Here is a 25,877-nt window from a genome sequence, read left to right as displayed (position 1 = left end):
GGGGCGGCCCATCAGTCGGTCTCTCGCGGTTGGAACAACGCATCGGCAATCTTGCGATGCTGCGCGGCCATGGCATGCTGTGCCTTTACCCGGACGATTTCCGCTTCCAGCAATTGAATGCGCGCCATCAGTTCGTCTTGCGAATAGGTGTCCAACCCCTCGCCAGACAGGAGGCTTGCGGCATCAGACCGCATACGGGGAAGGTCGTCGTCTTCCATCACACCACGCTTTCTTCTTTGCGCAACATTCCCTTGGACCGTCTTGCTGTCAATGGTGACGATCACTAGGGACGGGATAATCGACGTGACCTAGATGGGGGCGATCATGGCCAATCAAGTGCCACAACGTATGTCTGCAGTGGAAATAAGCCAGCCCGGCGGGCCGGAGGCTTTGCAGATGACGACGCGGGACGTGCCGCGCCCCCGTCCCGGTGAAGTGCTGATCAAGGTGAGCCATGCAGGCGTAAATCGGCCCGATTGTCTCCAGAGAAGGGGCTTTTACCCGGCACCCGAAGGTGCTTCTGACTTGCCGGGACTGGAGGTTTCCGGTGAGGTTGTCATGCTGGGTGACGGGGTAGACCGGAGCGAGTTGGGCAAGCGGGTTTGCGCCCTGGTTTCCGGCGGAGGTTATGCGCAATATTGCCTCGCCCGCCCCGAACATTGTCTGCCAGTTCCGGAAAATCTGTCGATGGCGGAGGCTGCAGCTCTGCCTGAAACGCTATTCACCGTGTGGCACAATGTTTTCCAGCGGGGTTATGCCCGGGACGGCGAAGTGCTGCTGATCCATGGCGGCACTTCCGGGATCGGCACGGCGGCAATCAAACTGGCCAAGCTGTTCGATCTGACAGTCATCGTCACCTGCGGAACCGACGAGAAATGCGCTGCCGCACAGAAGATTGGCGCTGACCATGCGATCAATTACAAGTCGGAAGATTTCTCTGCCCGGGCGCTGGAAATCACCGATGGGCGCGGCTGCGATCTTATTCTCGATATGGTCGCGGGCAGTTACACCCAGCGCAATCTGGATTGTCTGGCGGAGGACGGGCGCGTTGTGGTCATCGCCACACTTGGGGGTCTGTCGTCAGAGATCAATATGATGAAGCTGATGGTCAGGCGGCAGAGCATTACCGGATCAACCATGCGCGCTCGCAGCAATGTTTTCAAAGGTCTGGTGGCTGATGAATTGTTCCGCGAAGTCTGGCCGCTGGTCGAACAAGGAGAATTGCGTCCCCAGATGGATCGGATATTTGCACTGCGCGACGCGGCAGCTTCGCATGCGCGGATGGAAGCCGGTGAGCATATCGGCAAGATCGTGTTGCAGGTTTCCGGCGATTGAACGGCTTCGGCCAGCGCGCCCGAAAATCCGTCTTCAGCCAGGACCCAGCTGCCGTATCGGCAGGACCAGCCGAAGTCGGAAACGCGGCCACCTGCTGGTACGCCAAATTCGCGCAGCATCCTGTTGCAGGCCAATTGGCTTGGCTTCAATCCCGCTATCGATAACGGCCGTACACCGAAGATGCCAGCCATCACCGCAGCGCAAATGCTTGCTCAACGGCGGCAAACGCTCTACATCATCGCACACGATGGCCGTCCCGAGAGGGGCGGCCCTTTTATTTCCACGGGAATTCCCGTCCATTTTTGGAGAACCGCTGTGGCCGACCAGCCAAAGCCCCTCATGCCGCACGCGACCGCCAGCTGGCTCGTCGATAACACAGCATTGAGCTTCACCCAGATCGCCGAGTTTTGCGGACTGCATATTCTTGAAGTCCAGGCCATGGCCGATGATCTTGCCAGTTCCAAATACACTGGACGCGATCCGGTGCATTCGGGCGAGCTGACCCATGCCGAAATCGAGCGTGGCCAGGCTGATTCCGAGTACAAGCTGGTCATGCAGAAAGCTCCGGTTGATGTCAGTCGCACCAAGGGCCCGCGTTACACGCCGGTCAGCAAACGTCAGGACAAGCCCGACGGCATCGCGTGGATCCTGCGCAGCCATCCGGAAATTTCCGATGCGCAGATCGGCCGCTTGATCGGCACCACACGCAATACGATCAACGCAATCCGCGACCGCAGTCACTGGAATATCCAGAACATCCAGCCAAAAGATCCGGTTACGCTGGGCCTGTGTTCACAGCGGGAGCTTGATACAGCTGTTGCCAAGGCGGCCAAGCGCGTCGCCGCCGCCGCTCCGGCCGTTTCTGCCGAAGATGCTGCGCTCGAAGCCGAAGCGGAACCGGCTACTCCGGTTGATCCGCGCGGTGACAAGGAAAAGCTCATCGAGGAACTTCGCCGCGAACGGACAGAGGCTGCCAAGGCCGCTGTTGAAGCTGCGCAGGAAGCCGAAGCCGAAGCGTGGCTTGAAGCCAAGCGCGAATCGGAAGCCAATCCCGCACCGCAGCCCGGTCCGGACGACTTGTAAGCAGCACACCGGCATTATTTGCCGGGAACGCGCACGGAAAAGGGGGCGGCCTACATAGGACCGCCCCTCTCCTCTCCAAAAACGCTGATAATCCGCCTCAGTTGGCGAGCGGAAGCTTGGCCGATTCGCCATTTGGCGTGGGCGCGGCCTGCTGGCCTGCAGCCTTTGTCTTCTTTGCACCAAGGGGGCCAAACCGCCCTTCGACATTCGCGCCCTGTTCGATGGTCAGCGTTTCATAGCTGACATCGCCATCAACTCGCGCACTCTTCAACACCACCAGATCGCGCGCTTCGATAGTGCCGCTGACTTCGCCGGAGAGGCGTGCGCTTTCCGCTTTTATTTCGCCTTCGATGCGGCTGGATTCGCCCTGCACCAAAGATGCGCAGGAAATATCGCCAATAACCTTGCCATCGACATGCAGGTCAACCGTCGCCTCGATATTGCCACGGATGGTGACATCGGGGCCAATCACCGAGAATGTGCTTCCGCCATTAGCCATCGTTCGTACTACCGCTCGTGTTGGCATTGGGCGCGAATTCTGCGCGGGCTTCTTCGAGAACATGTGGTGCAGTCTCCAGGAACGGCCGGGGGTTCACCGCGCGGCCATTGATACGCACTTCGAAATGCAGATGCGGTCCGGTCGATCGCCCGGTGCTGCCGATTGCGCCGATAACTTCCCCGGCGGCAACTTCGGCGCCCGCCCGCGTGCTGAACCGTGACATGTGCGCATAGCGTGTAACCATCCCCGATCCGTGAGTGATCTCTACTGTCTGGCCGTAACCTGACCGCCAACCGGAGAATGTTACGGTACCTGCTGCGGCAGCATGGATCGGCGCGCCATGCGGGGCGCGGAAATCCAGACCGCTGTGCATTGCACCGCCGCCGGTAAAAGGATCGCGGCGAAAGCCGAATCCTGATGAGATGGAATTGATATCGGCTGGCATGACCTGAGGGATGCTGTCGAGGCCGCGTTCCAGCGCGCTCATCCTAGCAAGGCTGAGGCCAAGGCGCTCGAAACGAGGATCGATAGAGCCGTCGGCTTCGGAAAAGAGTGATTCGAGCGGGCCACCCATCGCGTCCTGATTTGCGTTCACTACCGTGCGCGGATCGACACCCAAAGTGCGCATTGCCTGCTCTGCGCGAGCGGCGCGGCGGTCTGCATAGCGGGTCAACCCTTCAACAAATGCGATTTGCCGCGCTTCGATCTGGGCAAGTCCGACAGCCTGCGGAAATACTTCGCGGATCATCGAGATCAGTTCTTCGCTCTCGCTGGCGGAGTCGCTTACGGTATCTTCTTCACCGGAAAGGAACTCTTCCGGCAGCGATCCCACAACGCCTTCAATAAAATCTTGCCGCTGCTCAAGCTGCGCGGTGGTGGCAGCAATATCGTCCGCATAGGCGCCGAAGCGTTCTTCGGATTGAGCGACATGCGCTTCACGTTCCAACAGCGACGTGCGCTCTGCACTGGCGCGATATTGACTGAAGGCGGCGCCGCCGACCGAGGCAGCCCAACCGAGAATCGCTATCAGCGCAAGGCCAGCTGCGACCATCTGCACACGCGAGGTGATTGTGATGAAACGGACCTGACCCTGCGAGCGCATGAAAAATTCACGCTCCGGAAACCAGGTCCGCAGGCGATCCCAAAAACCGCCATCGGTTGAATTTTGCAAAACGACCCCGTCCGTGTTTTCTAAACTTATGGCAATGTCCTTACGCGAGGCAGCGCCAAGGTCGAGTCGCTCACACAGCTTACCGGGTCGAATCGAAACCGCGATGCGATGAAACGATGAGTATCGCACCAATTTGCGAAATTTCACGGGAACCAAATGGCGTTTTGGCGATTCGCGGCACGGATATTCTGCCCTGACAGGCTTCTCTGCCGATGATAAGGCGCGCTCATGAACGAGACGAGCAGCCAAGTTGGGACCCCTGAATTGCCCGAATCGCCCGAGTCACTGGTAAAGGAGCTGGCGCGGAACGGGCGAGCCGCACAGCGCATACTCGCGCGCGCAAGCGACGCTGAAAAGTCAGCTGCGCTTCGCGCTGCTGCCACAGCGATCCGGCGCGCAAAGGGCGGTATTCTGGAAGCCAATGCCAAGGATGTGGCTGCGGGCGAGGCAAGTGGCCTGTCCGGCGCAATGCTGGACCGGTTGAGGCTTGATGATGTCCGCTTGGAGGCGATCGCCTCTGCTATCGAAAATGTCGCCTCTCTCCCGGATCCTGTCGGCGACGAGATTGACCGCTCGATCGCGCCTGCCGGGATGACGCTGGTGCGCCGCCGCATTCCCATCGGCCTGATTGGCATCATTTATGAAAGTCGTCCCAATGTAACCGCCGACGCGGCGGCCCTGTGCCTGCGATCGGGCAATGCCGCATTGCTGCGCGGTGGCAGTGAAGCTGTTCATTCAAATCGCGCACTTCACGCAGCTTTTGTTGAAGGCGTTGCCAGCGCCGGTCTGCCGGCTGATGCAATCCAGCTTTTGCCGACCCAGGACCGCGCTGCTGTGGGTGCGATGCTGAAGGCCGCCGGCCTGATCGACATGATCGTGCCGCGCGGCGGGAAAGGCCTGGTTGCCCGTGTCCAGGCGGACGCCCGCGTGCCCGTGCTCGCCCATCTCGACGGGATTTGTCATACCTATATTCACACCGATGCGCAGCCCGAGATGGCGCGTGATATCGCCGTCAATGCGAAAATGCGCCGCACCGGGATCTGCGGCGCGATGGAAACCCTGCTCATTGATGCTGCTTTTCCCGCGGCGCGCGAGGTGATCAGTGCGCTGCTTGATTCCGGATGCGTTCTGCGCGGCGATGCAAGGGCCTGCGCAATCGATCCGCGTATTGCCGCCGCCAGTGCAGAGGATTGGGATACCGAGTATCTCGATGCCGTATTGTCGATCGCGATAGTTGACGGGCTGGATCAGGCGATGGACCATATTGCCAATCATTCCTCTGGCCACACCGATGCAATTGTCACTGCCGATGCAGAGGTTGCCGGGCGGTTTCTGGCTGAAGTCGACAGTGCCATCGTGATGCACAACGCATCAAGCCAGTTCGCCGATGGCGGGGAATTCGGACTCGGCGCGGAAATCGGGATCGCTACGGGACGCCTTCATGCACGCGGCCCTGTCGCGCTGGAGGGGCTGACAACCTACAAATGGCAAGTGCTGGGCAGCGGGCAGGCGCGGGCTTGATCCCGGAAGGCGATTCTCGGCAGAAACTGGGGCCGGTGACGGGCCTTCTGGGCGGCAGCTTCAATCCGGCGCATGCGGGCCACCGCCGCATTACTCTGTTTGCGATGGCGGCACTGGGCCTGGATGAGGTCTGGTGGATGGTTTCTCCCGGCAATCCGCTCAAACCCACCAAGGGCATGGCCCCGCTCGCCGCAAGAGTGCGTTCTGCCAAGGTTGCCGCCCGCAATGCGCCTATTCGCGTTACCGCGATCGAGCGCGAACTGGGCACACGGTACACTGCCGACACGCTACGCGCACTCAAACGGCGCTACCTCAACCGGCGTTTTGTGTGGCTGATGGGGGCAGACAATCTCGCGCAATTCCACCGCTGGAAGAACTGGCGGCAGATCGCGCGGGAAATGCCCATTGCCGTTATAGCGCGCCCGGGGTATGACGACGATGCTATTGCGAGCCCCGCAATGGCCTGGCTGCGGCACTACCGGTTGTCCGCTGCTGGATTGCAAAACCGGGGCGAATGGAGCGCACCTGCGCTGATAGAGCTACGTTTCGACCCTGATTCGCGTTCGGCGACTGAAATACGCCAAGCGAATCCACACTGGGCAGATGACTTTTCCGGTCTTCCGCCGCGGGACGAAGTGACGCATTCCCTTATCCTCGACAAGTCCGGAGGGTCCGTTGCGTAGAACGGTGCCCTCTTGTGGTAACTTGTTGCCATTCCTATTTTCTGGAGCATGACGCAACGCGATAAATATTGCCGGTTTTGGGGCCAACCCGCCAGCGCCAACCGGCGCGGCCAGGCCCGGCATTTTGATCGCTTCAGCACCAAACCTGTCCATGTCTGAAACTGCCACACCTATCCAAGCCGAGCCCGGTTCGTTGCACGAACTGATTCTCCAGCAACTCGATGATGATCAGGCGCAAGAGCTTGTCTCCATCCCGCTTGCCGGGAAAAGCTCTATTGCAGATCATATGATCATCGCCTCCGGCCGTTCCACGCGGCAGGTTGCCGCGATGGCGCAGAAGCTCGCGATGAAGCTCAAACACGCTGGCGAACCTTCGCCGCGCATCGAAGGCCTGCCAACGGCAGACTGGGTTCTGATCGATGCGGGCGATGTGGTTGTTCACCTGTTTCGCCCCGAAGTACGGGGGTTCTACAACCTTGAGAGGATGTGGGGCTTTGGCGAAGATGGCGAAACGCGCCAGATGGGCACAACCTAGCCGTATCCCTCCGGGAGGCCGTCATCCTTCTTCACGTTATCGCGCGCGGAAAAATCGCCCGTACGCCTGAGGCGGAGCTGGTCGAACGGTACGCAAAACGTATTCAATGGCCGCTCAAGCTGACTGAACTGCCCGAAACCGGCGGTAGGACACCCGAACCACAATCACCCTTCAAAACAGTATTGCTGGATGAGAAGGGCAAGAACTTCGGTTCGGAAGAATTCGCCTCCACCCTCGGGCGCTGGCGTGATGACGGATTTCGCGAATGCCGTTTTGTAATCGGCGCAGCGGACGGGCATTCTGCCGACGAACGAACCGATGCGGATCTGTTGCTATCCTTCGGCAAACCAACATGGCCACATCTGCTTGCCCGCGCGATGCTGATGGAGCAATTGTTCCGCGCCACCGCCATCCTTGCAGGCCATCCCTATCATCGGGCAGGATAGTGCCATGGCCAAATTCGACCATCGCCTGATTCTTCTCGCTTGTTCGGCCATATTGTTCGCGGCTGCCGCTTCGGCGCAGCGTGGACCTGTGTTCGACAGCGCCGGTGACACTCGCGCCGCCTTGGCCCAGGCCTTGGAAGAACGCTCCGCCGCGCAGGCCCGAAGCGAACGGCTGGAGGCAGAGGCCGAGCAGGCAGAGGACGCAGCTGATCGGGCAGCGCGCGAGGCCGCCGCCGTCGCCGCGCGCATACAGCAGGCCGAAGCGGGGATCGCGGCGGCACGCGCCCGTATGGCGATGGTGGACCGCGAACGCACCGATCTGCGGGAGGTTTTGGGGCAGGAACAGCACCCGCTGATTCGCCTGACTGCCGCGCTCCAGCAATTTTCGCGGCGCCCTGTCGCACTTTCGTTGCTCCGTCCTGGCGAGGTGCGCGATGTCGTGTATCTGCGCGCGATGCTGCATAATGCCGTGCCGCAAGTACAGGAGAGCACGGCTGGCCTGCGTGGCCAGATCGCCCGCGCCGCCTCTCTTCGCCGCGAAGCCGCGAACGCCGCAGAAGCCTTGCGCGCCGAGGAAGTGATGCTGGGCACGCGGCGCGAGGAATTGGCAGAACTGGAAACCGAAGCCCGGCTTGCCGCCCGCGCCGCGGGGGGCGAGGCCAACCGCGAAGCCGAGCGCGCACTGGCGTTAACAGAACAGGTGCGCGATTTGGATGGACTGGTGGACGAATTGGACCGTGCCGGCCGGTTGCGGGAACGCCTTGCCGCCCTGCCTGGTCCCAAAATGCGCCCGGCTGCGCCCGAAGCTGCCGTGGCTGATGCCTCTCCCGTATCAAGTGCCGTACCTGCGCGTTCCGCGCCGTCACCTTACATCCTGCCCGTATCAGGCCGCACTGTGACAGGGTTCGGCGCTCCGCAGGAATCGGGCCTTAGCCAAGGCATTACACTTGCACCAATCGCAGGCGCGCAGGTCGTTTCGCCTGCTGCCGGGCGTATCGCTTTTTCCGGGCCCTATCGTGGTTATGGCCAGATCGTGATTATCGAACATGTCGGCGGCTGGACCAGCCTGATTACCGGCCTTGCCCGCAGCGATGTGCAAGTTGGAACAGACGTGGTTGGCGGCGCGCCGCTCGGCATTGCCGGGCCGGGCCGCCCGACGGTTTCGCTGGAACTGCGACGTTCCGGGGAACCGGTCAATCCATTGCTCTACACAGGTTAGATCGCCAGAAATCCGCGCACAGGCCTGCAAGAAAATTACCGGCTTTCGCCTCATCTGGCGTTAAGCGGTGCTGTGCGATACAAAGAGACTGGGACATTTTCCGACAGGAACCGACGAAACATGAAATTCGCTTCCGCCTTTCGCGCCGCTGCACTTTGTACCGCCGTTGCGCTTTTGCCCGCCACCACGGCAGGTTTCGCGCAGGTCGAGGGCCGCGCTTCGCCAGAATTTGCCCGCCTTTTCGCTACCTATCAGCGAATCAAGGCGAGCTATGTTGAACCTGTTGAAGACGAGGTTCTGATTCGCGGCGCGATTGACGGAATGCTCGCCGCCCTCGATCCGCATTCGGCCTATCTTGATGGTGTCGCGCTGGAACGGCTGAACACCATGATCGAAGGCAATTATCAGGGCCTCGGTATTTCCATCCAGATGGAAGATGGCGCGGTCAAGGTCGTCTCTCCGTTCCGCGGAAGCCCGGCTGATCAGGCTGGCATTAAGGCCGGCGATTACATCACGCACATCAACGGCCAACTGATTTTCGGAATGGAAGTCGATGAAGCGGTGGCGCAGATGCGCGGGCCCGCAGGCACCGATATCGAGGTGACGATTTTCCGCCCGGGCCGCGATGACAGTTTCGAAGTCGTCGTGACGCGCGGCGTGATCGAACTTGAGCCGGTGACGTGGGAGCTGCTCGGCGGCAACATCGGCCATATCCAGGTCAACGAATTCTCCGCCGATGTCGGCGCGGATGTCCGCCAGGGCCTAAGCGAATTGCAAGCGCAGGCAACCGGCCGCCTGGAAGGACTGGTGCTCGATCTCCGCCGCAATCCCGGCGGCTCTCTGGACGAAGCAGTTGCCTTGTCTGACCTGTTCCTTTCGAGCGGACAGATCGTGGCCCAACGTGGGCGCAACCGCCGCGATAACATTTTCTTCGACGCTGAATCGGTCTATCGCGGCGATGTAGCCGATGGTTTGCCGATTATCGTGTTGATCGACGAAGGCTCTGCCTCTGCCAGTGAAATCGTGGCCGGTGCCTTGCAGGATCACCGCCGTGCACTCGTGATGGGAGAGCGCAGCTTTGGTAAGGGCAGCGTCCAGACGCTTCTACCGCTCACCCGCGATTCCGCGCTGAAGTTGACCACTGCCCGGTACTACACACCGTCTGGCAGAAGCGTGCAGGAAGGCGGAATTGCACCCGACATCCGTGTGCCGCAACTGTCTGATCCAGATGCTGAACGCCGCCAGCGCCTCGCTTTGCGCGAAAGCGACCTGCGCGGCCATCTTATCAACGAAGTAAGCATTGAAGACGAATCGCTGATCCGTGACCGTCTGGATGATCCCAGGTTCCAGCTGACAGCCGCAGAACTGGAAGAAATGGGCATTGACGATTTCCAGCTGGACTACGCCGTACGCACGCTGCGCCGTACTGGCGGGACAAACATTGCCCGGAATTAGGTTAGTGGCCTAAGGGGCAGCATGACCAAATCTCTTTCAAAGTCAGACAGGCTGGCCCAGCAATTGGCGCTGGCAATTCCGGCGCTCTTGATCGGCGGGGCATATATTTCGCAATATGGCTTCGGCCTGTTTCCATGCGAGATGTGCTGGTGGCAGCGCTGGCCGCATTTCGCTGCGATTGCCCTTGCGCTTCTCTCCACTGCCGCATCGTCCAAAAGTATGGGGCCAAAACGGATATTGATCGCGCTGGCCGCCGGAGGCGTGCTGACGTCCGGCTTGATCGGGGCGTTTCATGCAGGGGTCGAATATGGCTGGTGGGAAGGTATCACCGGCTGCACCGGCAATGATTACAACTCTTTCGATCTGATCCGCTGCGATGTGGCACCGTGGACCTTGTTCGGCATTTCGCTGGCGGGCTTCAATGCGCTACTTTCAACCGGCGGCGCGGTGGCCATATGGGCACTTCTCGCCGCCAAAGAGAAAACTTTTGGAGGGCGCAAGGCATGAGCACATCCCGCGAAGATATGATCCGCGTTGATCAGGCTGGCGAATTCGGGGCAACCCGAATTTATGCAGGGCAGCTTGCCGTCATGGGCGACCGCGGACCGCATTCGGCAGAAATTCGCGGCATGGCAGAACAGGAGGCAGGGCACCGGGCGGAATTCGATGCGCTGATGGCAAAGCGCGGCGTACGGCCCACTGTCTTGCAGCCGTTCTGGAACATGGCCGGTTATGCATTGGGCGCGGGGACGGCCCTGATCGGACCGGAAGCGGCCATGGCCTGCACCGCCGCCGTGGAAACCGAAATCGACAAGCATTATTCAGACCAGCTGGACGAACTGGAAGCTGCTGACGATGATCCGGAACTGGCCGATATGATCCGCCGGTTCCGCGAAGATGAACGTGAACACCGGGATGCAGCCTTTGAAGCCGGGGCGGAGCGCGCGCCTGCCTATGGCCTGCTGTCTGCGGCGATCCGGCTGGGGTGCAAAGTAGCGATCAAGGTGTCGCAAAAGGTCTGAAACTGATACGCTTCATCGCGCGTTAAAGCGGCATGGCGCTGATATGGTATCATGCCGCTTCCGAAGGCCAGTCCAGATTGAGAATTGTCATGACCCGCTTGTTTGTTCTTTCCGCTGCCACTGCCACCGCCTTTTTCGGTGCTCTTGCTACCAGCCCCGCAGCTGCGCAGGATGATGGCGGCGACCGCGTGAATCAGGTCATTATTTTTGGCGAGGACGAATGTCCGCAATCGGACGAAACGACCATCACGGTGTGCGCCCGTCTTGATGAAAGCGAGCGGTACCGCATTCCTCCGCGCCTCCGCCAAAGCAGTTCGCCCGACAATGAAGCCTGGGCGCGGCGAGCACAAAGCCTTGAAGCTGTCGGAGCGTTCGGCCCGCTGTCCTGCACGCCTGCCGGCGCTGGCGGAGATCTGGGTTGCACCATGCAAATGATCGAAGCTGCCTATGCAGAACGCGCACAAGGAAGCGATATCCGTATGGCTGAACTGATCGCGCTTGCCCGTGAAGAGAGGCTGGCCGAAATCGATGGCGATGCGGAGCTGTATCAAGCCCGCGTCGAAGAACTGGAGCGCGCCGAGTTTGAACGCCGCCGCGCGGCGCAGGAAGTGCCCATCGAAGGCGAGGAAGGTTCGCTGCCAGTTCTGGTGGATCCAGACGCCATTCCCGATTCGCCGCCCGCCACTCCCGAGGGCCGCGATTGAGCCCAGATCTGGTGATCGCAGATCAGGTCAGCGCGATATCAGGCGCATCTTCCTGTTTCATCCCGACCACGTGATAGCCTGCATCGACATGGTGCGTTTCACCGGTCACGCCTGAAGACAGGTCGGAGCAAAGATACAGCCCGGCCCCGCCCACATCGTCGATGGTGACATTGCGGCGCAGCGGCGCATTCAGTTCGTTCCATTTGAGGATATAGCGGAAGTCGCCGATGCCACTGGCGGCCAGCGTCTTGATGGGGCCCGCGCTGATAGCGTTTACGCGGATATTGTCCGGACCCAGATCATTGGCGAGATATTGCACGCTGGTCTCCAGCGCTGCCTTGGCGACCCCCATCACATTGTAATGCGGCACAACTTTCTCTGCGCCGTAATAGGTCAGCGTCACGATGCTGCCTCCGTCCGTCATCATGGGCGCCGCGCGCTTTGCCGCAGCAACCAGCGAATAGGCGGAGATGTTCATCGTCATCAGGAAGTTGTCGAGACTGGTATCGACATATTTGCCGCGCAGCTCATTCTTGTCGGAAAAGCCGATGGCGTGGACAAGAAAGTCCATCTTGCCCCAACGGCTTTCGATCTCGGCGAAGGCGGTATCCATCGCCGCCATATCCGATACGTCGCATTCGATCAGAAAGTCGCTGCCGACTTGCTCTGCCAGCGGGCCGACGCGCTTCTTCAGCGCTTCGCCCTGATAGGAAAAGGCCATCTGTGCGCCGTGTTCATGCAGTTTCTTTGCAATCCCCCAAGCGAGCGACTTGTCATTGGCCAGCCCCATGATGAGACCCTTCTTGCCTGCCATCAAACCCGTCATGCCTGCTGATCCTCCTTATCATTGCCAGCATTACCGTTACTGGCCCGCTCGCGATTTCGCTCATCTGTCTGCCCCACCCGGTTGCGCTGTTCTTCTGGCGATTCGGCCAGTGCGGCGTTGAGTTCGGCACCTGCCACCATCCCTAGTCCCACCAGCCAGAAAAAGAAAAGCGCGATCATGAAGCCCGCGAGCGAACCATAGGTGAGATCATAGGAGAACATGCTGCGAAGCAGGGGCGGCAGGGCCAGCGTCACGGCAATCCACCATGCCGTAACCAGCAGTGCGCCGGGCCATTTGGGATAGCGTTTCTTGCGGTATTCCATAGGCGTCAGCGCCATGAACAGCAGCCAGATTGATCCGAACAAGCCAAGTGCCGGGACAATCCGGGACCATGCAAGTTGTCCCATCGCTTCGGTAAGTTCAGGGAAATAGGCCTGTATCACTTGCTGTGCCGCACCGATCATCACTTGCGCTATCAACGAGAGCATCAGCATCATCACAGAGGCGAGAATGATCCCGGTCGAGAAAATCCGGTACTTCCAAAATGCCTGCGTAGGCCGCGTGCCATAAGCGCGGCGAAGGATATCGCGGATCGTTTCCACCAGACTGCCCACAGTCCATAATCCGACGGCACCGCCAATCCACAGCAGCCATCCACTACGCGATGCAATCACATTGCGGGCCACCGGTTCGATCACTTCGGATACGACCGGTGGCAGCGCGGAAAGCAATGCGTTGATAGTGGCGGCGCGATCCGCCTCTTCCCCGATGACGGAGAATATCGCCGCACCAGTGATGAAGAATGGAAAGATCGCCAGGATCGACATGTAGGCGAGGTTGCCCGCATGGATCGTTCCATCATTCACGGTCCCCACGACCACGCGTTTGATGATTTCGAAGGTCCGCGTACCCTTGCCGATATGGCGTGCTATTCCGTTGCGTGTCTCTGCCTCTTCCCGCGCGCGTCTGCGCCGGGCTTCGGGCGAATAATCGGGCCGGGGCGGCCCCTTTTCGGGATTTTCATCGGATAGTCCGGGGCTCACCATTGCGGCGCCGTTCTAACAGGTAAGCGCAATGTGTCGAGCCTACCGGAAAGACCTAAACGCCCATATCGCTGCGAATATCGCCGTCATCGCTCCACCCTTCGAGCCTGGTGGACAGCTCTGTCAGGTCTTTCGGCAAGTGAATCTCAAGCGTGACCAACTGATCTCCGCGTCCGCCGACCTTGGTGCTGAAGCCCTTGCCTTTGAGGCGCAGAACCTTGCCCGAGCTTGATCCGGGGGCAACGGTAAGCATGACAGCGCCATCTACCGTAGGCACTTTCACTTTGCCGCCGTGCACCGCTTCATCAAGTGTGATCGGCAAATCGAGCCTCACATCGTCACCGTCGCGCCAGAAATGGGCGTGTGGCTGGATGTTGATCGTTACGATCCCGTCGCCAAAGCCGCCGGCGCCCTGCTGGCCCTTGCCCTTCAGACGCATTTGCGTGCCGTCCTCCACGCCCGCGGGCAGGGAGAGGTCGATTGTTTTGCCATCTGCCAGAGTGATCCGCTGTTTTGCGCGGCTGGCGGCATCGATGAAAGGTACCGCGAGTTTGTAGCGGATATCGGCACCTTTGCGCGGAGGCGGCGGTGGAGGCCCGCGAAAACCGCCGGCAGGCCCGCCAGCACCACCGCGCGCCGCCCCGGCACCACCTGCGCCGCCGCGACCAAAAAGCCCTTCGAAAAGGTCGCCTATATCGAGATCTTCAGCGCCAAACCCCTGGAAGTCTCGCGAGGAATATCCGTTCGGCCCGCCGCCGGGTCTCGCACCGCCAAAGCCGCCACCGCCCATGCCAAAGGGCATGGCCGGATTGCCATCGGCATCAATCTCTCCGCGATCGAACTTGGCACGCATATCCTTGTCGGACAGCAGATCATACGCTTGCGTGACCTTCGAAAAACGCTCCGTCGCGTCGGGCTTGTCCTTGTTCTTGTCGGGATGGAGTTCCTTGGCGAGTTTGCGATAAGCGGACTTGATGTCCTTCTCTGTCGCGGAACGGCTCACGCCGAGGGTGGAGTACGGATCTGCCATAGCGTGTTAGCTAGTTACAACAGCCGCGCGTGACAAGGCGTAACGCTTCCCTATGGCTGCAGGCGTCTCTAAAGAGGCCAGTATGACATTCCTTTCGCCTTTCTTTCGCCATGCCTGAAAATGCCCCAATTCCCGGCAGCGATCCACTCGGCATCTTCAATGCGTGGTTTGCGCAAGCTCAGCAAAGCGAGCCAAACGATCCCAACGCCATGGCTTTGGCGACTGCAACGCCTGCCGCTGTGCCGTCTGTGCGCATGGTGCTGCTCAAGGGTCATGATGAACGCGGCTTTGTGTTTTATACCAATGCGCAAAGCCGCAAGGGCGGTGAAATTCGCGCCAATATGCAGGCCGCCCTTCTGTTTCACTGGAAGAGCCTGCGTCGCCAGATCCGCATCGAAGGACCGCTCGAGCAAGTGAGTGATGCCGAGGCCGACGCCTATTTCCATTCACGCGCCTTCGTCAGCCAGGTCGGCTCTGCCGCCAGTGACCAATCGCGCCCACTCGATAGCCGGGAAACCTACCTGGAACGCGTGGCTGCGCTGGAAGCAGAGTATGCCGAAGCTGGCGAAGTCCCTCGCCCGCCGCATTGGACAGGCTTCCGCTGCGCGCCCGCGGCTATAGAATTCTGGTCCGACCGGCCCAATCGCCTGCACGAACGCCGCCGTTTCACGCGCATTGGCGAAGGCTGGGAAAGCACATTGCTGTATCCATGACCGTGGAGCGTTCTACCCTGATCCGCAGCGCGGCGCTGGCGTCCATCTCGGTGGCCGTGGTGCTGGTGGTGCTGAAAAGCTGGGCGAGCTGGCTGACCGGCTCGACCGCAATGCTCGGCAGTCTGGCGGATAGCGCGCTTGATCTTGTGGCCAGCATTGCGACCCTGATCGGCGTTTGGATTGCGGCGCAGCCTGCTGACCGCAACCACCGCTTCGGGCATGGTAAGGCGGAAGCCGTGGCGGCGCTCGTGCAAATCATGCTGATCGTGCTCTCCGCCTTCGGCATAGCCATTCGCTCCATCCAACAGTTGCTTGACGGAGTGCGCGTTTCTGCCCCGGAAGAGGGTATCGGCGTTTCGGTTGCCGCAATTGTGCTGACTCTCGCGCTGTTGGCGTGGCAGCGGCATGTGCTTTCGCGCACGGGTTCGGTGGCGATTGCGACGGACCATCTGCACTACAAGTCCGACCTGATGCTGAATATTGCGGTGATCGCGGCGCTGGTGCTGGATGCTTTTGTTGGCTTCGCACTGGCCGATCCCCTGTTCGGTTTGGCCATTGCCGGATGGCTCGCGTGGAGCGCGCGGCAGGCCTCTTCCGAAGTGGTGTCGCAATTGATGGACGAGGAATGGCCGGAGGATAAGCGGACTGCCTTTGTGGAACGCGCCGCACGCCATCCGGAGCTAGCCAAGATGCATGATCTGCGCACGCGCACCAGCGGCGCGCATGATTTCGCGCAGTTCCATGTCGATATGCCGGCTGACATGACAGTAGAAGCAGCGCACGATATTATCGAACGGGTGGAGGCGGACTTGCTGGAGGCCTTTCCGAACACTGATATCCTGATCCACATCGATCCCGAGGGTCACGTCGACGAACCCGGCAACACGCTGGTCGAGGCCGATGAATTCAAAAAGCTGAAGGAAAGCTGATGGCTGGTTCGAAGATGCCTGATCCGAAAGTATCAGGGCGCAAATCATTTCCCTATTGGCATGTGGATGCCTTCGCCTCCCGCCGGTTTGCGGGTAATCAGGCGGCTGTGGTTGTCGTGGAAGAATGGCCGGATGATGCAATCATGGTGGCCATGGCGGAAGAGAACAAGTTCGCTGAAACAGCCTTCCTCCTGCGCGATCAAACAGGTGCCGCAGATTGGGAGCTGCGCTGGTTTACGCCGATGATGGAAATCCGCCTGTGCGGCCATGCAACGCTCGCCAGTGGGCACGCACTGCTGGACCGGGATGGCGGAGAGCGGATCACCTTCCGCACGCGCAGGGCTGGTATTCTGGAAGTCTCACGCTCGGGTGCGGGATACGATCTGGCGCTACCTGCAATTCCAACGCAGCGCAGCGAATGGGCCGAGGCCGTGGCCTTGCTGGGCGCGCAACCTGCCGAAATCTGGCTGAACCCCGACCGCTACGGCGTTTATCTTTTTGACAGTGTCGAAGAAGTGATGGCGCTTGCCCCCGACATGCGCGGGCTGGAGGCCTTAGGCGATGACCAGTTCATCTGCACAGCGCGCGGGACCGATACCGATGTGGTCAGCCGGGTGTTCGTGCCAGGCGGCGGTGTGGATGAAGACAGCTTCACCGGTAGCGCCCATGCCGTGCTCACGCCGTTCTGGGCGGCCAAGCTGGGCCGGGACAGCTTCACTGCATTTCAGGCATCGCAGCGCGGCGGACATGCAACCTGCACATTGAAGGGCGACCGTGCCATTCTTGGCGGAAGCTGCGTAACGGTGTTGGAGGGGCGCTTTTATTCGGACGGATAGAGCGCGAAAATATCTGTCAGCTCGTCCATCAGCAGTGCACGCTCTGCATCATTGCTGATGCCCAGTCGCACAACGGTAAGCCGCTGCTCTGGCGAGACGATCACATATTGGCCGAGATGCCCCATCATGGCGAAGGCAGTATCGGGGCCTTGATCAGCGAACATATAATCACGCTGTGCCCCGCTATCCCGGTTGAGCCATAGCTGCGCGCCATAGTCAGGTGAGGCGGGGCTGGAGGTCCGCATGAAATCGATCCACCCGCGCGGCACGATCTGTGCCCCCGAGACGGAGCCGCCATTGCGCAGGAATTCACCGAACACCGCCCAGTCACGCGCCGTCGCCCAAAAGCTGCTGCCGCCTGTCAAAGTGCCTGCCGGATCATACTCGCCAACCAGTGAACCCATGCCTAGCGGCACGGCCAGCCGCGCATCGACGAAATCCGCCATGGTCTGCTGGCGCTCCGCCGCCGGCGCATCTGGCGCGATCAGCTGGGTGGCGATATCTGACAGGATTACGCTGGTCGGGGTGGAATAATCGAAGGTGCTACCCGGCTCATGTTCCAATGGCTGTGCCTCGGCCCATGCAGCCATATCGTCGCGCCCGTCGAGATACATCATCCGCACTTCCGCCGAATCGTAAACCGGATCGGCCCCTTCATCATGGCGCAGGCCGGAGCGCATCTGAAGGAGGTATCGCAAGGTGATTTCGCCGCGCGGATCGCCGCTGCGCTGCCACGCTGGAACGGGGGCGGGATCATCCAGACGCAGCCGCCCGTCAGCCACCATCATGCCGATAAGTACGCCTGTCACAGTTTTCGACATCGACCAGCCGATATGACGCACTTCCGGCCCGAACTCGTCGGCATAACGTTCTGCGACCACTTCTCCGTTCCGCATGACGATTACGGCACGGGTTTCGCCCATACCGTCAGAAGTGAAAAGCTCGTCCACAGCGCGGGCCAGCGCCACACGTGAGACACCGGGATCTACAACTACGGCAGACATTGCCTCTTCTGGCAATGGTGGAAGCGGCGGCGGGCCATCCTGCGCACACGACGCCAAAAAGAATGCTGCCAAGCAAGCTATTGGCGCGGAGCGGCTTAGGTGGCTAGAGGAGGGGCGACGCGACATAGGCGCGCATTCTTTCCAGCAGGCGCAAGCGAATGGCAACCGCAAAACAAGCGAAAACGAGCATCTTCACAATCATTCTGCGAATCGCCCTGATGGCTGCGCTCGCAGCAGCGTTGGTGGCGTTCTTTTTCGGCAAAGCGATTGCAGGCTTTGCCGAAACAGGCACTGGCTATGCTGCAAAATCGGCCTGTTCATGCCGCCACATAGCAGGACGAGAGCTGGGCAGCTGCTATGAAGATCTGATGCCGGGCATGGGCATGATCTGGCTAACCGAGGACGAAAACGCGCAAAGCGTGACCGCTACCCTTCCATTGATTGCCAGCACACAGGCTACATACAGCGATGGACCGGGATGCGTGCTGGAGCCTTGGAAAAGCTAGATTGCCTCAGGCAGATGTCGTCGATTCGATCCAGCCACCGCCGACCACCCGCTCACCCGCATAGATAACCGCAGCTTGTCCGGGTGCGACCCCGAATTCCGGAGATGCAAAGCGGATTGCGATGGTCGCGCCATCGCCAGCGGCTCCGTCCAGCGTGACCGGCACGGGTTTGGAAAGAGAGCGGACCTTGGCTGTCAGCGGGACATTCGGAAGCGGGCCTATGCGATTCGTTTCGATGATCTGCGCTTGTCCCACGGCGAGCAAACGCTTTGGCCCCACGCGCACCTGCGCGGCATCGGCATCCAGCCCGACCACATAAAGCGGTTCTGGCTGCCCGCCGATATCGAGCCCGCGGCGCTGGCCGACGGTGTAATGAATAATGCCAGGGTGCTGCCCCAGAACATCGCCGGTTTCGGCATGCACAATGTCACCGGAACGCCCGCCTTCGGGGCGCATCTTCTTCACGATCTTGGCGTAATCGCCGTCGGGTACGAAGCAGATGTCCTGGCTGTCCGGTTTGTTTGCCACAACCAGTCCGAATCCCTCGGCGATCGCGCGCACATCGCTTTTCGGCAGGCCGCCAAGGGGAAAGCGAAGATAATCCAGCTGCTCATCGGTTGTAGCGTAAAGGAAATAGGACTGGTCGCGCGCCGGATCCAGCGCCCGGTGCAATTCCGCGCCGCCTTCACCCATCACGCGGCGAACGTAATGTCCGGTGGCAAGACAATCGGCGCCGAGTTCGCGCGCCATGCGCAGCAAATCGGTGAATTTTGGCCCCATGTTGCAGCGGATGCACGGGATCGGTGTGCGCCCTGCCAGATATTCGTCGGCAAAGGTTTCAACCACGTCTTCGCGGAAGCTGCTCTCATGGTCGAATACGTAATGCGCAATGCCGAGCCGGTCCGCGACCATTTGCGCATCGCGAATGTCATCCCCGGCACAGCAGGCGCCCTTTCGGCCAGTGGCCGCGCCGTAATCATACAGCTGGAGCGTAATGCCGATTACTTCGGCACCGGTTTGCGCTGCCAGCGCCGCCACCACAGAGCTGTCGACTCCGCCAGACATGGCCACAACGATTCGGCATTCGCTTGCCGGGCGGGGCAAATCGAACAGGTCTTCGGCATCGATTTCGATCGGCAGCGCAGGAATCGCAGCCGGTTTGGTTGACGTATCAATAGACATGGCCGCGCACCTACACCCTTAGGCAGGCGTGCAAAAGCCCCGGCAATCCGGGCCGCTGAATTGTAACACAAGGTTAAAGCGGATTTTACCGGTTCTTGACGCTTCGACTCTAAAGACCATGACCATGTTCGAAGGGAAACCACCCATTGCCTCTGGCGCACACTGCTCGCAGCATGACGAAATTGCGAGTGAAGAGCTGTGTGCGATCGATTGGGCAGAGCTCACCGCCAAGCTCGCGGCAGCTCGCGATCTTCGCCGTGAACTCGCATCCGGTGATGATGGAATAGATGATGGAACAATGGCCAGCTTCGACGCTCACTGCGCCCTGCACCTTGCTTCGCATCACGGGAAGTTCCCGGACGAAGCCAGCGAAGAAAACAACAAACGCGGCGTTAACCCTGATGATTTAGCCAATGGCAAAGGCGCATGCGCCATTGTTGGCCGGCACGCTGAGAACGGCGACCCGGCCAACCGAGGAAACACATGATCGAGAACCAGAAAATCCGTCCAGCGCAAGTCATCGGCCCGCTCGGCGAGCCGCTGACGATTGACGATCTGCCTTCGCCCAAGACGAAGCGCTGGGTCGTACGACGCAAGGCTGAAGTTGTGGCAGCCGTAAATGGCGGGCTCCTGTCGATTGACGAAGTGCTTGAGCGCTACGGATTGACGCTGGAAGAGTTTGCCGGTTGGCAAAGGGCGGTCGACCGGTCAGGCATGCAAGGCCTCCGGGTGACCCGCATTCAGCATTACCGCGATCTGTACGAACGCCAGTTGAAGTACTGATCCGCCAGAAAATTGTGAAACTGCCAGACGGCAGGCACAATGTTTTTAAGGGAGTTCCGGAACGCCGGAGCTCCCTCTACGTTTGTGCTCCATAATCCCCGATTCGGGGATCAATGAGGAGAACAGGGTTATGGGTTGGATTATTGCACTTATCGTTGGCGGTATCGCCGGTTGGCTGGCTAGCAAGGTGATGAACCGCGATGCTTCCATGGGCATTTTCTGGAATATTGTTGTCGGCTGTGTCGGCTCTGTCATCGGCAATCTGATTGCCGGCCCGCTGTTGGGCATCGGCGGAAGCGTTCAGGAATTTTCGCTTACGGGTCTGATCATTGCGATCGTCGGCGCTGTTGTCCTGCTGGGCATCGTCAATCTCGTACAGCGCGGCCGGGTGCGCTAAACAAACAAGATTGTTCGGATAATCGAATACGAAAAGGGGCGGAAGGCATGGCTTTCCGCCCCTTTTTCGTGCCTGCCGTTGTTTTTGATCGGGCTGCATCGCAATTTGGTAGACCGTTGCATTGCGCAACCTGCCTGCAAACCGCTAAGGACGGGCAACCGCGAATGGTCCCTGTCGCTCGGCTAAATCAATTGTGCTAGGCTGAAGTACGATTTTTACCGACGAGGCCCTGCAAGAGGCAATGCGCCGATGAATTATGAAACCAAAGTGGGCACAGATGATGTGCATGACCACGGCGTGAGTGATCACGCCGCAGCGCGCGATATCGACGGCACATCGGATGATGCGCCAGGCGAACAGGGCAACCGTAAACGCCGCCTTTGGATCGCGCTGGCTGTTATCGTGGTCGGGGCATTCATCGCCGCCATCATGCTGTCTGGCGGCGAAGAAGAGGTGGCCTTTGCCCCGACAGAAGCCGCCAACAGGGATTTACCTGTAGTCACTGTAAGCATTCCAGGCTCTGCCACATTGCAAGGCATGATCAACGCGACCGGCACCTTGGCGGCTCGGCGCGAAATGCCCGTTGGTGTTGTCGGCGAAGGCGGGCGCGTTGTTTCGGTTTCCGTTGAAGCGGGCGATTGGGTGAACGCGGGCCAGGTTCTCGCGGTGATCGACCGTTCCGTACAAAACCAGCAATTGGGCGCATTGGACGCGCAGATCGACGTGGCACAGGCAGATGCCGATCTGGCGCAGGCGAATCTCAACCGTGCAATGCAGTTGGTGGAGCGCGGTTTTATCAGCCAGGCTGATATCGACCGGTTAACTGCGACGCGAGATGCCGCGATGGCGCGGGTGGATGTGGCGCGTGCGCAATTGGCGGAACGGCGGGCACGCAATGCCCAGCTTAACATCGTTGCGCCTTCGGCCGGACTGGTGCTGACGCGCAATGTCGAGCCTGGACAGGTTGTCAGCCCCGGCACAGGCACATTGTTTTCGATCGCTCGCGCAGGCGAAATGGAATTGCTTGCCCGCGTGGGCGAGAACGAGCTTGGCCTGATCAATGTAGGGGCGACCGGTACGCTCACCCCGGCGGGGACTGACCGGACGTTCACGTGCCAGGTATGGCAGAAATCGCCGGTCATCGATGAACAAACGCGGCAGGGCACTGCCCGCTGCGCATTGCCTTATGACTCGGCCCTGCGCCCTGGCGGCTTCGCGACCATTTCGCTGATCAGCGATACAAGTGTCGCGACGCGGCTTCCTGAAAGCGCGATACTTTCGGATGAAGCCGGCAGCTATGTCTTCATTGTCGATGCAGAAGACACGGTCGTCCGCCGCCCGGTGACGATTGGCGCTATCAGCGATGCCGGCATCACCATTGCTTCCGGCCTTGCAGGCACGGAACGAGTGGTCATGCGCGCAGGCGGCTTCCTGACCGAAGGTGACCGCGTTCGCCCGGCAACGGAAGCTGCTGCTGGTGCGGCGGCCCCCGCGCCCCAGGCGGAAAGCTAGAGGCCCGCCACAATGGACTTCCGCAATGCATCTGCCTGGGCGATCCGCAATCCGATCGTCCCGATCCTGGCTTTCGTCGCGCTGATGCTGGCGGGCATCATGTCATTCATGGACATGGATGTGCAGGATCAGCCGGATATCGAATTCCCGGTTGTCACGGTCAGCATTTCGCAGCCAGGTGCCGCTCCGCCAGAAGTTGAAAACCAGATCACGCAGCGCGTCGAAGCGGCGGTGCAAACACTGGACGGGGTAGAGAACCTTTATTCCTCCGCTTCGGAAGGCAATTCTTTCACCCGCATCGAATTTGCCATCGGCACCGACATTGCCGAGGCGGTGAACGAGGTGAAGGGCGAAATTGACAACATTCGCGGCGAATTGCCCGATGGCATTCTTGAACCGCGCGTCACCAAGCAGCAAACCAGTTCCCAGCCGATTGTGTCCTTTGGCGTCAGCGCCGATGATATGACGCTGGAACAGCTGAGCTGGTTCATTGATGATACCGTCACCAAGCGGTTGCTGACGGTAGACGGGCTCGCCGAGGTTAGCCGGAGCGGCGGCGTAGATCGCGAGATACTGGTGATTCTGGATCCGGCGCGGATGCAATCGCTTGGCGTGACCGCCAGCCAGATCAACAGCTCTTTGAGGCAGCTAAACGTCAATGCGGCAGGCGGGCAGGCCGAAATTGCAGGTTCGCGGCAGTCCGTACGCGTGCTTGGCAATGCCGACAGCGCCTTTGAACTGTCGCAAACGCTGATCAACATTGGTGGCGGCCGCTCTGTAAAATTGAGCGATGTTGCGCGTGTGCAGGATTCTTTCGGCGAAGTGCGCACAGTGGCAAAGGTTGATGGCAAACAGGTTGTGACCTTCTCCATCACCCGCGCGCGCGGCGAAAGCGATGTGCGCGTCTATGATGATGCTGTAGAAGTGCTGCAGCAAGTCCAGGAAGCCAATCCCGGCGTCACCTTTACGCGCCTGTTTACGGAAGTGGATTACACGAAGGACCAGTACGAAAGTTCCATGGCGCTGCTGGTCGAAGGCGCATTGCTGGCTGTTGTGGTGGTGTTCCTGTTCCTTCGCGATTGGCGAGCCACCATCATCGCCGCACTGGCGATACCGCTGTCTGCCATTCCGACCTTTTTCTTCATGGAAGCGGTGTTCGGCTTTTCGCTGAATACACTTTCCCTGCTCGCACTCGGATTGGTGGCCGGGGTCCTTGTCGATGATGCCATTGTCGAGATCGAGAATATCGTGCGCCACATGCGCATGGGCAAAAGCGCTTATCAGGCCAGTATTGATGCGGCTGACGAGATCGGCCTGCCCGTTGTTGCGACCACTTTTTGCATCGTTGCCGTCTTCCTGCCCGTGGGCCTGATGCCCGGGGTTTCGGGCCAGTTTTTCAAGAATTTCGGCCTGACAGTCGTGGTTTCGGTTCTGATGAGCCTTGCGGTCGCGCGCCTGATCACGCCAATGGCCGCGGCCTATTTCCTGAAAGCGAAGGGCCACGCGACCCATGGGGAAGGTCCGATGATGGACCGCTACATGAAAGTGCTGACCTGGTCCCTGGACACACGTGCGTTCCGCGAAATGCGGCAGCGCATCGGCTTCACAGGGACAAGCTGGCAAATTATTCTTGCTGCCATTGTGACAGGTCTGGCCATCTTCGCGGTTGCCATGGGGCCGGCAGGGCTTTTCGGATTCGCGGGCCTGCAACAAGAATTCGGTTTCGCGGCCTTTGGTTCGATGTTGCTTGTCATTTTCCTAGCATATCTGGCCGGAGGCGTTCTGCTTTTTGTCCTGGCGATGATTGTTGGCCTGTTCATTGGCTATGACAGGACGCGCTTCACGTCGCGCGCGCGATATCTCTCCGCCCGTTTCCTCGACCACCGCATCTGGATGGTGATCCTTGGTTTTGTTGCCTTTGGACTGACCGTTGTCATCGCAGGCAGCCTTCCGCAGCAATTTTTTCCCGATAATGACAGCGACTTTAGCCGGGTCAGCGTTTCGATGGTGCCGGGTACCACGCTCGAACAGACAGAGGCCGTGATTGACCGCATTTCCGCCCGGTTGAGCGAGGAACAGGAAGTTGCGTTGGCACTGGGTGTCGCCAACGAAGGCTCTGGCCGCATCAGCCTTGTGCTGCGGGATGACCGGGCCCGGTCCAGCATGGATTTCGAGCGTGAATTGACGCCGATCTTGCAAGATATTCCTGATGCCCGGGTCAATTTCAACAATTCGCAGGGCGGAGGCGGCGGCACCGGCCGGGCGATTTCGATCATGCTGGCGGGTTCCGATCCAGAGCTTTTGTTTCAATCTGCAAACACCCTCGTGGAACAGATGGAAACAGTCGAAGGGGCCGTTGCGCCGCGAATCGATTATGATCTTCAGCGCCCGGAATTGATTATTTCTCCGCGTGAAGATCTGGCAGCTAGTCTTGGCGTGACCACAGTAGCGCTAAGCCAGGCGATTCGTATCGCGACCCTTGGCGATATCGATCAGAATGCTGCCAAATTCTCTCTCTCGGACCGGCAGATCCCGATCCGCGTGCGATTGGCCGAAACTGCGCGCCGCGACCTTTCAACTATCGAAAACCTGCCTGTTCCAACGTCCAATGGCGGTTCTGTCCCGCTTAGCCAAGTGGCCGATATTTCACTGGGTATGGGGCCGACTTCGATTGAGCGGTTCAACCAGAACCGGCGGGTATTCGTGGGTGTTGATATTGCACCCGGTGTCGCCCGCGGGACTGTACTCAGCGATATCAATTCCCTGCCGGTGATGGATAATCTGCCAACTGGCGTGCAGAATCTGCCGGTGGGCGCCGATGAGTGGCAGGCCGATCTTGCCAGAAACTTCGTCATTGCTTTGATAACCGGTCTGTTCCTCGTCTTTGCTGTGCTGGTGCTGCTGTACCGCCGACTGGTCTCTCCGCTGGTCAACATGAGCTCGCTTGCGCTTGCGCCACTGGGCGGGTTCCTTGCGCTGGTGATTGCAGGCATGATCGAAAACGGCCGGCCCATGCCGATCTCGATGCCGGTCTTCATCGGCATGCTGATGCTGCTCGGTATTGTCGCCAAGAACTCCATCCTGCTGATCGACTTTGCGATCGAGGAAATGGACGCCGGTGCAGACAAGCTTTCAGCCATTCTTGAAGCGGGCCACAAGCGCGCCCAGCCTATTGTGATGACCACGGTGGCCATGACAGCAGGGATGGTGCCAACCGCGCTATCGCTAACCGGCGATTCGGCATGGCGTGCCCCCATGGGTACAGTCGTGATTGGCGGGTTGATCCTGTCGACCGCACTGACGCTGGTGATCGTGCCCGCCGGCTTCAGTCTGGCGGACGGGCTGGAGAAGAAACTTGGCCCGTGGCTGCGTGAGCGTTTCCTGACGTACAAGCCTGGCGATGATGGGTCCTCTGTGCCGGAGCCGCAGCCTGCCGAATAAAC

General features: G+C 59.9%; 28 protein-coding genes. 20 read left to right on the top strand and 8 right to left on the bottom strand.

The genetic code is table 11. The annotated features are described in order from the left end of the window. Positions 1-11 precede the first annotated feature (11 nt). The gene (locus AB731_RS01970) at positions 12-218 is read right to left on the bottom strand and encodes a DUF1192 domain-containing protein (RefSeq protein ID WP_047092633.1); all 207 of its coding nucleotides are present in this window, start codon (positions 216-218) and stop codon (positions 12-14) included. A 106-nt stretch (positions 219-324) separates the two neighbouring features. Here AB731_RS01970 and AB731_RS01965 point away from each other — a divergent pair, with 106 nt between their 5' ends. Together AB731_RS01965 and AB731_RS01960 are read left to right on the top strand one after the other, a co-directional pair. Next, positions 325-1,335: an NAD(P)H-quinone oxidoreductase gene (locus AB731_RS01965; protein WP_047093153.1), complete on the top strand. Its 1,011-nt coding sequence runs from the start codon at positions 325-327 to the stop codon at positions 1,333-1,335. 339 nt (positions 1,336-1,674) lie between these two features. After that, positions 1,675-2,418: a DUF1013 domain-containing protein gene (locus tag AB731_RS01960; RefSeq protein WP_047093154.1), complete on the top strand. Its 744-nt coding sequence runs from the start codon at positions 1,675-1,677 to the stop codon at positions 2,416-2,418. A gap of 97 nt (positions 2,419-2,515) precedes the next feature. Here the strand turns inward: AB731_RS01960 and AB731_RS01955 are convergent, their stop codons facing one another. Together AB731_RS01955 and AB731_RS01950 are read right to left on the bottom strand one after the other, a co-directional pair. Then, a complete protein-coding gene (locus AB731_RS01955) occupies positions 2,516-2,917 on the bottom strand; it encodes a bactofilin family protein (protein ID WP_047092634.1) in 402 nt (133 codons plus the stop codon). Next, the gene (locus AB731_RS01950; protein ID WP_047092635.1) at positions 2,910-4,088 is read right to left on the bottom strand and encodes a peptidoglycan DD-metalloendopeptidase family protein; all 1,179 of its coding nucleotides are present in this window, start codon (positions 4,086-4,088) and stop codon (positions 2,910-2,912) included. Before AB731_RS01950 ends, AB731_RS01955 begins: the two co-directional genes overlap by 8 nt. A gap of 228 nt (positions 4,089-4,316) precedes the next feature. On the opposite strand from AB731_RS01950, the gene AB731_RS01945 reads away from it, so the two are divergent. From AB731_RS01945 to AB731_RS01905, 9 genes are all read left to right on the top strand, one after another. Beyond that, positions 4,317-5,609, top strand: coding sequence for a glutamate-5-semialdehyde dehydrogenase (locus AB731_RS01945; protein ID WP_047092636.1), 1,293 nt, complete (start codon positions 4,317-4,319; stop codon positions 5,607-5,609). Further along, positions 5,573-6,292: a nicotinate-nucleotide adenylyltransferase gene (locus AB731_RS01940; protein ID WP_047092637.1), complete on the top strand. Its 720-nt coding sequence runs from the start codon at positions 5,573-5,575 to the stop codon at positions 6,290-6,292. The genes AB731_RS01945 and AB731_RS01940 overlap by 37 nt, the downstream gene beginning before the upstream one ends. A gap of 151 nt (positions 6,293-6,443) precedes the next feature. Beyond that, positions 6,444-6,827 carry a ribosome silencing factor gene (gene rsfS / locus AB731_RS01935; protein ID WP_047092638.1) on the top strand — a complete coding sequence of 128 codons (384 nt, stop codon included), beginning with the start codon at positions 6,444-6,446 and terminating at the stop codon, positions 6,825-6,827. A gap of 23 nt (positions 6,828-6,850) precedes the next feature. Then, positions 6,851-7,273 (top strand): 23S rRNA (pseudouridine(1915)-N(3))-methyltransferase RlmH, encoded by a 423-nt coding sequence (locus tag AB731_RS01930; RefSeq protein ID WP_047093155.1) that lies wholly within the window; start codon positions 6,851-6,853, stop codon positions 7,271-7,273. Between the two features lie 4 nt (positions 7,274-7,277). Beyond that, positions 7,278-8,492 carry a murein hydrolase activator EnvC family protein gene (locus AB731_RS01925; protein ID WP_047092639.1) on the top strand — a complete coding sequence of 405 codons (1,215 nt, stop codon included), beginning with the start codon at positions 7,278-7,280 and terminating at the stop codon, positions 8,490-8,492. A 120-nt stretch (positions 8,493-8,612) separates the two neighbouring features. Further along, positions 8,613-9,947 carry a S41 family peptidase gene (locus tag AB731_RS01920; RefSeq protein ID WP_047092640.1) on the top strand — a complete coding sequence of 445 codons (1,335 nt, stop codon included), beginning with the start codon at positions 8,613-8,615 and terminating at the stop codon, positions 9,945-9,947. A 21-nt stretch (positions 9,948-9,968) separates the two neighbouring features. Beyond that, complete coding sequence (locus tag AB731_RS01915) at positions 9,969-10,454, top strand: disulfide bond formation protein B (protein WP_047092641.1); 486 nt, start codon at positions 9,969-9,971, stop codon at positions 10,452-10,454. Further along, positions 10,451-10,969, top strand: a complete 519-nt coding sequence (locus tag AB731_RS01910; RefSeq protein WP_047092642.1) for a demethoxyubiquinone hydroxylase family protein — start codon at positions 10,451-10,453, stop codon at positions 10,967-10,969. Before AB731_RS01915 ends, AB731_RS01910 begins: the two co-directional genes overlap by 4 nt. 89 nt (positions 10,970-11,058) lie before the next feature. Continuing rightward, positions 11,059-11,673: a hypothetical protein gene (locus AB731_RS01905; protein ID WP_047093156.1), complete on the top strand. Its 615-nt coding sequence runs from the start codon at positions 11,059-11,061 to the stop codon at positions 11,671-11,673. A gap of 22 nt (positions 11,674-11,695) precedes the next feature. On the opposite strand, the gene fabI is transcribed toward AB731_RS01905, so the two are convergent. The 3 genes from fabI to AB731_RS01890 are packed head-to-tail and all read right to left on the bottom strand — an operon-like array spanning position 11,696 to position 14,572. Further along, positions 11,696-12,499 carry an enoyl-ACP reductase FabI gene (gene fabI / locus AB731_RS01900; RefSeq protein ID WP_047092643.1) on the bottom strand — a complete coding sequence of 268 codons (804 nt, stop codon included), beginning with the start codon at positions 12,497-12,499 and terminating at the stop codon, positions 11,696-11,698. Further along, positions 12,496-13,545, bottom strand: a complete 1,050-nt coding sequence (locus AB731_RS01895; RefSeq protein WP_047092644.1) for a YihY/virulence factor BrkB family protein — start codon at positions 13,543-13,545, stop codon at positions 12,496-12,498. Before AB731_RS01895 ends, fabI begins: the two co-directional genes overlap by 4 nt. 52 nt (positions 13,546-13,597) lie before the next feature. Then, the gene (locus tag AB731_RS01890) at positions 13,598-14,572 is read right to left on the bottom strand and encodes a DnaJ C-terminal domain-containing protein (protein WP_047092645.1); all 975 of its coding nucleotides are present in this window, start codon (positions 14,570-14,572) and stop codon (positions 13,598-13,600) included. A gap of 110 nt (positions 14,573-14,682) precedes the next feature. Here AB731_RS01890 and pdxH point away from each other — a divergent pair, with 110 nt between their 5' ends. The 3 genes from pdxH to AB731_RS01875 are packed head-to-tail and all read left to right on the top strand — an operon-like array spanning position 14,683 to position 17,050. Continuing rightward, entirely contained in the window at positions 14,683-15,285 is a 603-nt protein-coding gene (gene pdxH / locus AB731_RS01885) for a pyridoxamine 5'-phosphate oxidase (RefSeq protein ID WP_047092646.1), read from the top strand. Beyond that, positions 15,282-16,214 (top strand): cation diffusion facilitator family transporter, encoded by a 933-nt coding sequence (locus tag AB731_RS01880; protein WP_047092647.1) that lies wholly within the window; start codon positions 15,282-15,284, stop codon positions 16,212-16,214. Before pdxH ends, AB731_RS01880 begins: the two co-directional genes overlap by 4 nt. Further along, positions 16,214-17,050: a PhzF family phenazine biosynthesis protein gene (locus AB731_RS01875; RefSeq protein ID WP_231638803.1), complete on the top strand. Its 837-nt coding sequence runs from the start codon at positions 16,214-16,216 to the stop codon at positions 17,048-17,050. The genes AB731_RS01880 and AB731_RS01875 overlap by 1 nt, the downstream gene beginning before the upstream one ends. Here the strand turns inward: AB731_RS01875 and AB731_RS01870 are convergent. Beyond that, positions 17,035-18,054: a serine hydrolase domain-containing protein gene (locus AB731_RS01870; RefSeq protein ID WP_231638802.1), complete on the bottom strand. Its 1,020-nt coding sequence runs from the start codon at positions 18,052-18,054 to the stop codon at positions 17,035-17,037. The two genes, AB731_RS01875 and AB731_RS01870, sit on opposite strands and share 16 nt — an antisense overlap. 158 nt (positions 18,055-18,212) lie before the next feature. Between AB731_RS01870 and AB731_RS01865 the strand changes: the two genes are divergently transcribed. Beyond that, positions 18,213-18,560: a hypothetical protein gene (locus AB731_RS01865; RefSeq protein ID WP_052768902.1), complete on the top strand. Its 348-nt coding sequence runs from the start codon at positions 18,213-18,215 to the stop codon at positions 18,558-18,560. Between the two features lie 6 nt (positions 18,561-18,566). On the opposite strand, the gene mnmA is transcribed toward AB731_RS01865, so the two are convergent. Then, the gene (gene mnmA / locus AB731_RS01860) at positions 18,567-19,742 is read right to left on the bottom strand and encodes a tRNA 2-thiouridine(34) synthase MnmA (protein WP_047092649.1); all 1,176 of its coding nucleotides are present in this window, start codon (positions 19,740-19,742) and stop codon (positions 18,567-18,569) included. 118 nt (positions 19,743-19,860) lie between these two features. On the opposite strand from mnmA, the gene AB731_RS01855 reads away from it, so the two are divergent. The 5 genes from AB731_RS01855 to AB731_RS01835 all read left to right on the top strand — a co-directional run bounded on the left by AB731_RS01855 (position 19,861) and on the right by AB731_RS01835 (position 25,875). Then, a complete protein-coding gene (locus tag AB731_RS01855; RefSeq protein ID WP_047092650.1) occupies positions 19,861-20,229 on the top strand; it encodes a hypothetical protein in 369 nt (122 codons plus the stop codon). Then, positions 20,226-20,525: a CtrA inhibitor SciP gene (gene sciP / locus AB731_RS01850; RefSeq protein ID WP_047092651.1), complete on the top strand. Its 300-nt coding sequence runs from the start codon at positions 20,226-20,228 to the stop codon at positions 20,523-20,525. The genes AB731_RS01855 and sciP overlap by 4 nt, the downstream gene beginning before the upstream one ends. Before the next feature lie 130 nt (positions 20,526-20,655). Continuing rightward, on the top strand, positions 20,656-20,922 hold the full coding sequence (locus AB731_RS01845) for a GlsB/YeaQ/YmgE family stress response membrane protein (RefSeq protein ID WP_047092652.1): 267 nt from the start codon (positions 20,656-20,658) through the stop codon (positions 20,920-20,922). A 249-nt stretch (positions 20,923-21,171) separates the two neighbouring features. Next, positions 21,172-22,434, top strand: coding sequence for an efflux RND transporter periplasmic adaptor subunit (locus AB731_RS01840; protein WP_047092653.1), 1,263 nt, complete (start codon positions 21,172-21,174; stop codon positions 22,432-22,434). A gap of 12 nt (positions 22,435-22,446) precedes the next feature. Then, a complete protein-coding gene (locus tag AB731_RS01835) occupies positions 22,447-25,875 on the top strand; it encodes an efflux RND transporter permease subunit (protein WP_047092654.1) in 3,429 nt (1,142 codons plus the stop codon). The last annotated feature ends 2 nt before the right edge of the window (positions 25,876-25,877 follow it).

This window comes from Aurantiacibacter marinus (assembly GCF_001021555.1).
Taxonomy (GTDB): domain Bacteria; phylum Pseudomonadota; class Alphaproteobacteria; order Sphingomonadales; family Sphingomonadaceae; genus Alteraurantiacibacter; species Alteraurantiacibacter marinus.
This window is presented reverse-complemented; position numbering and strand designations above follow the sequence as displayed.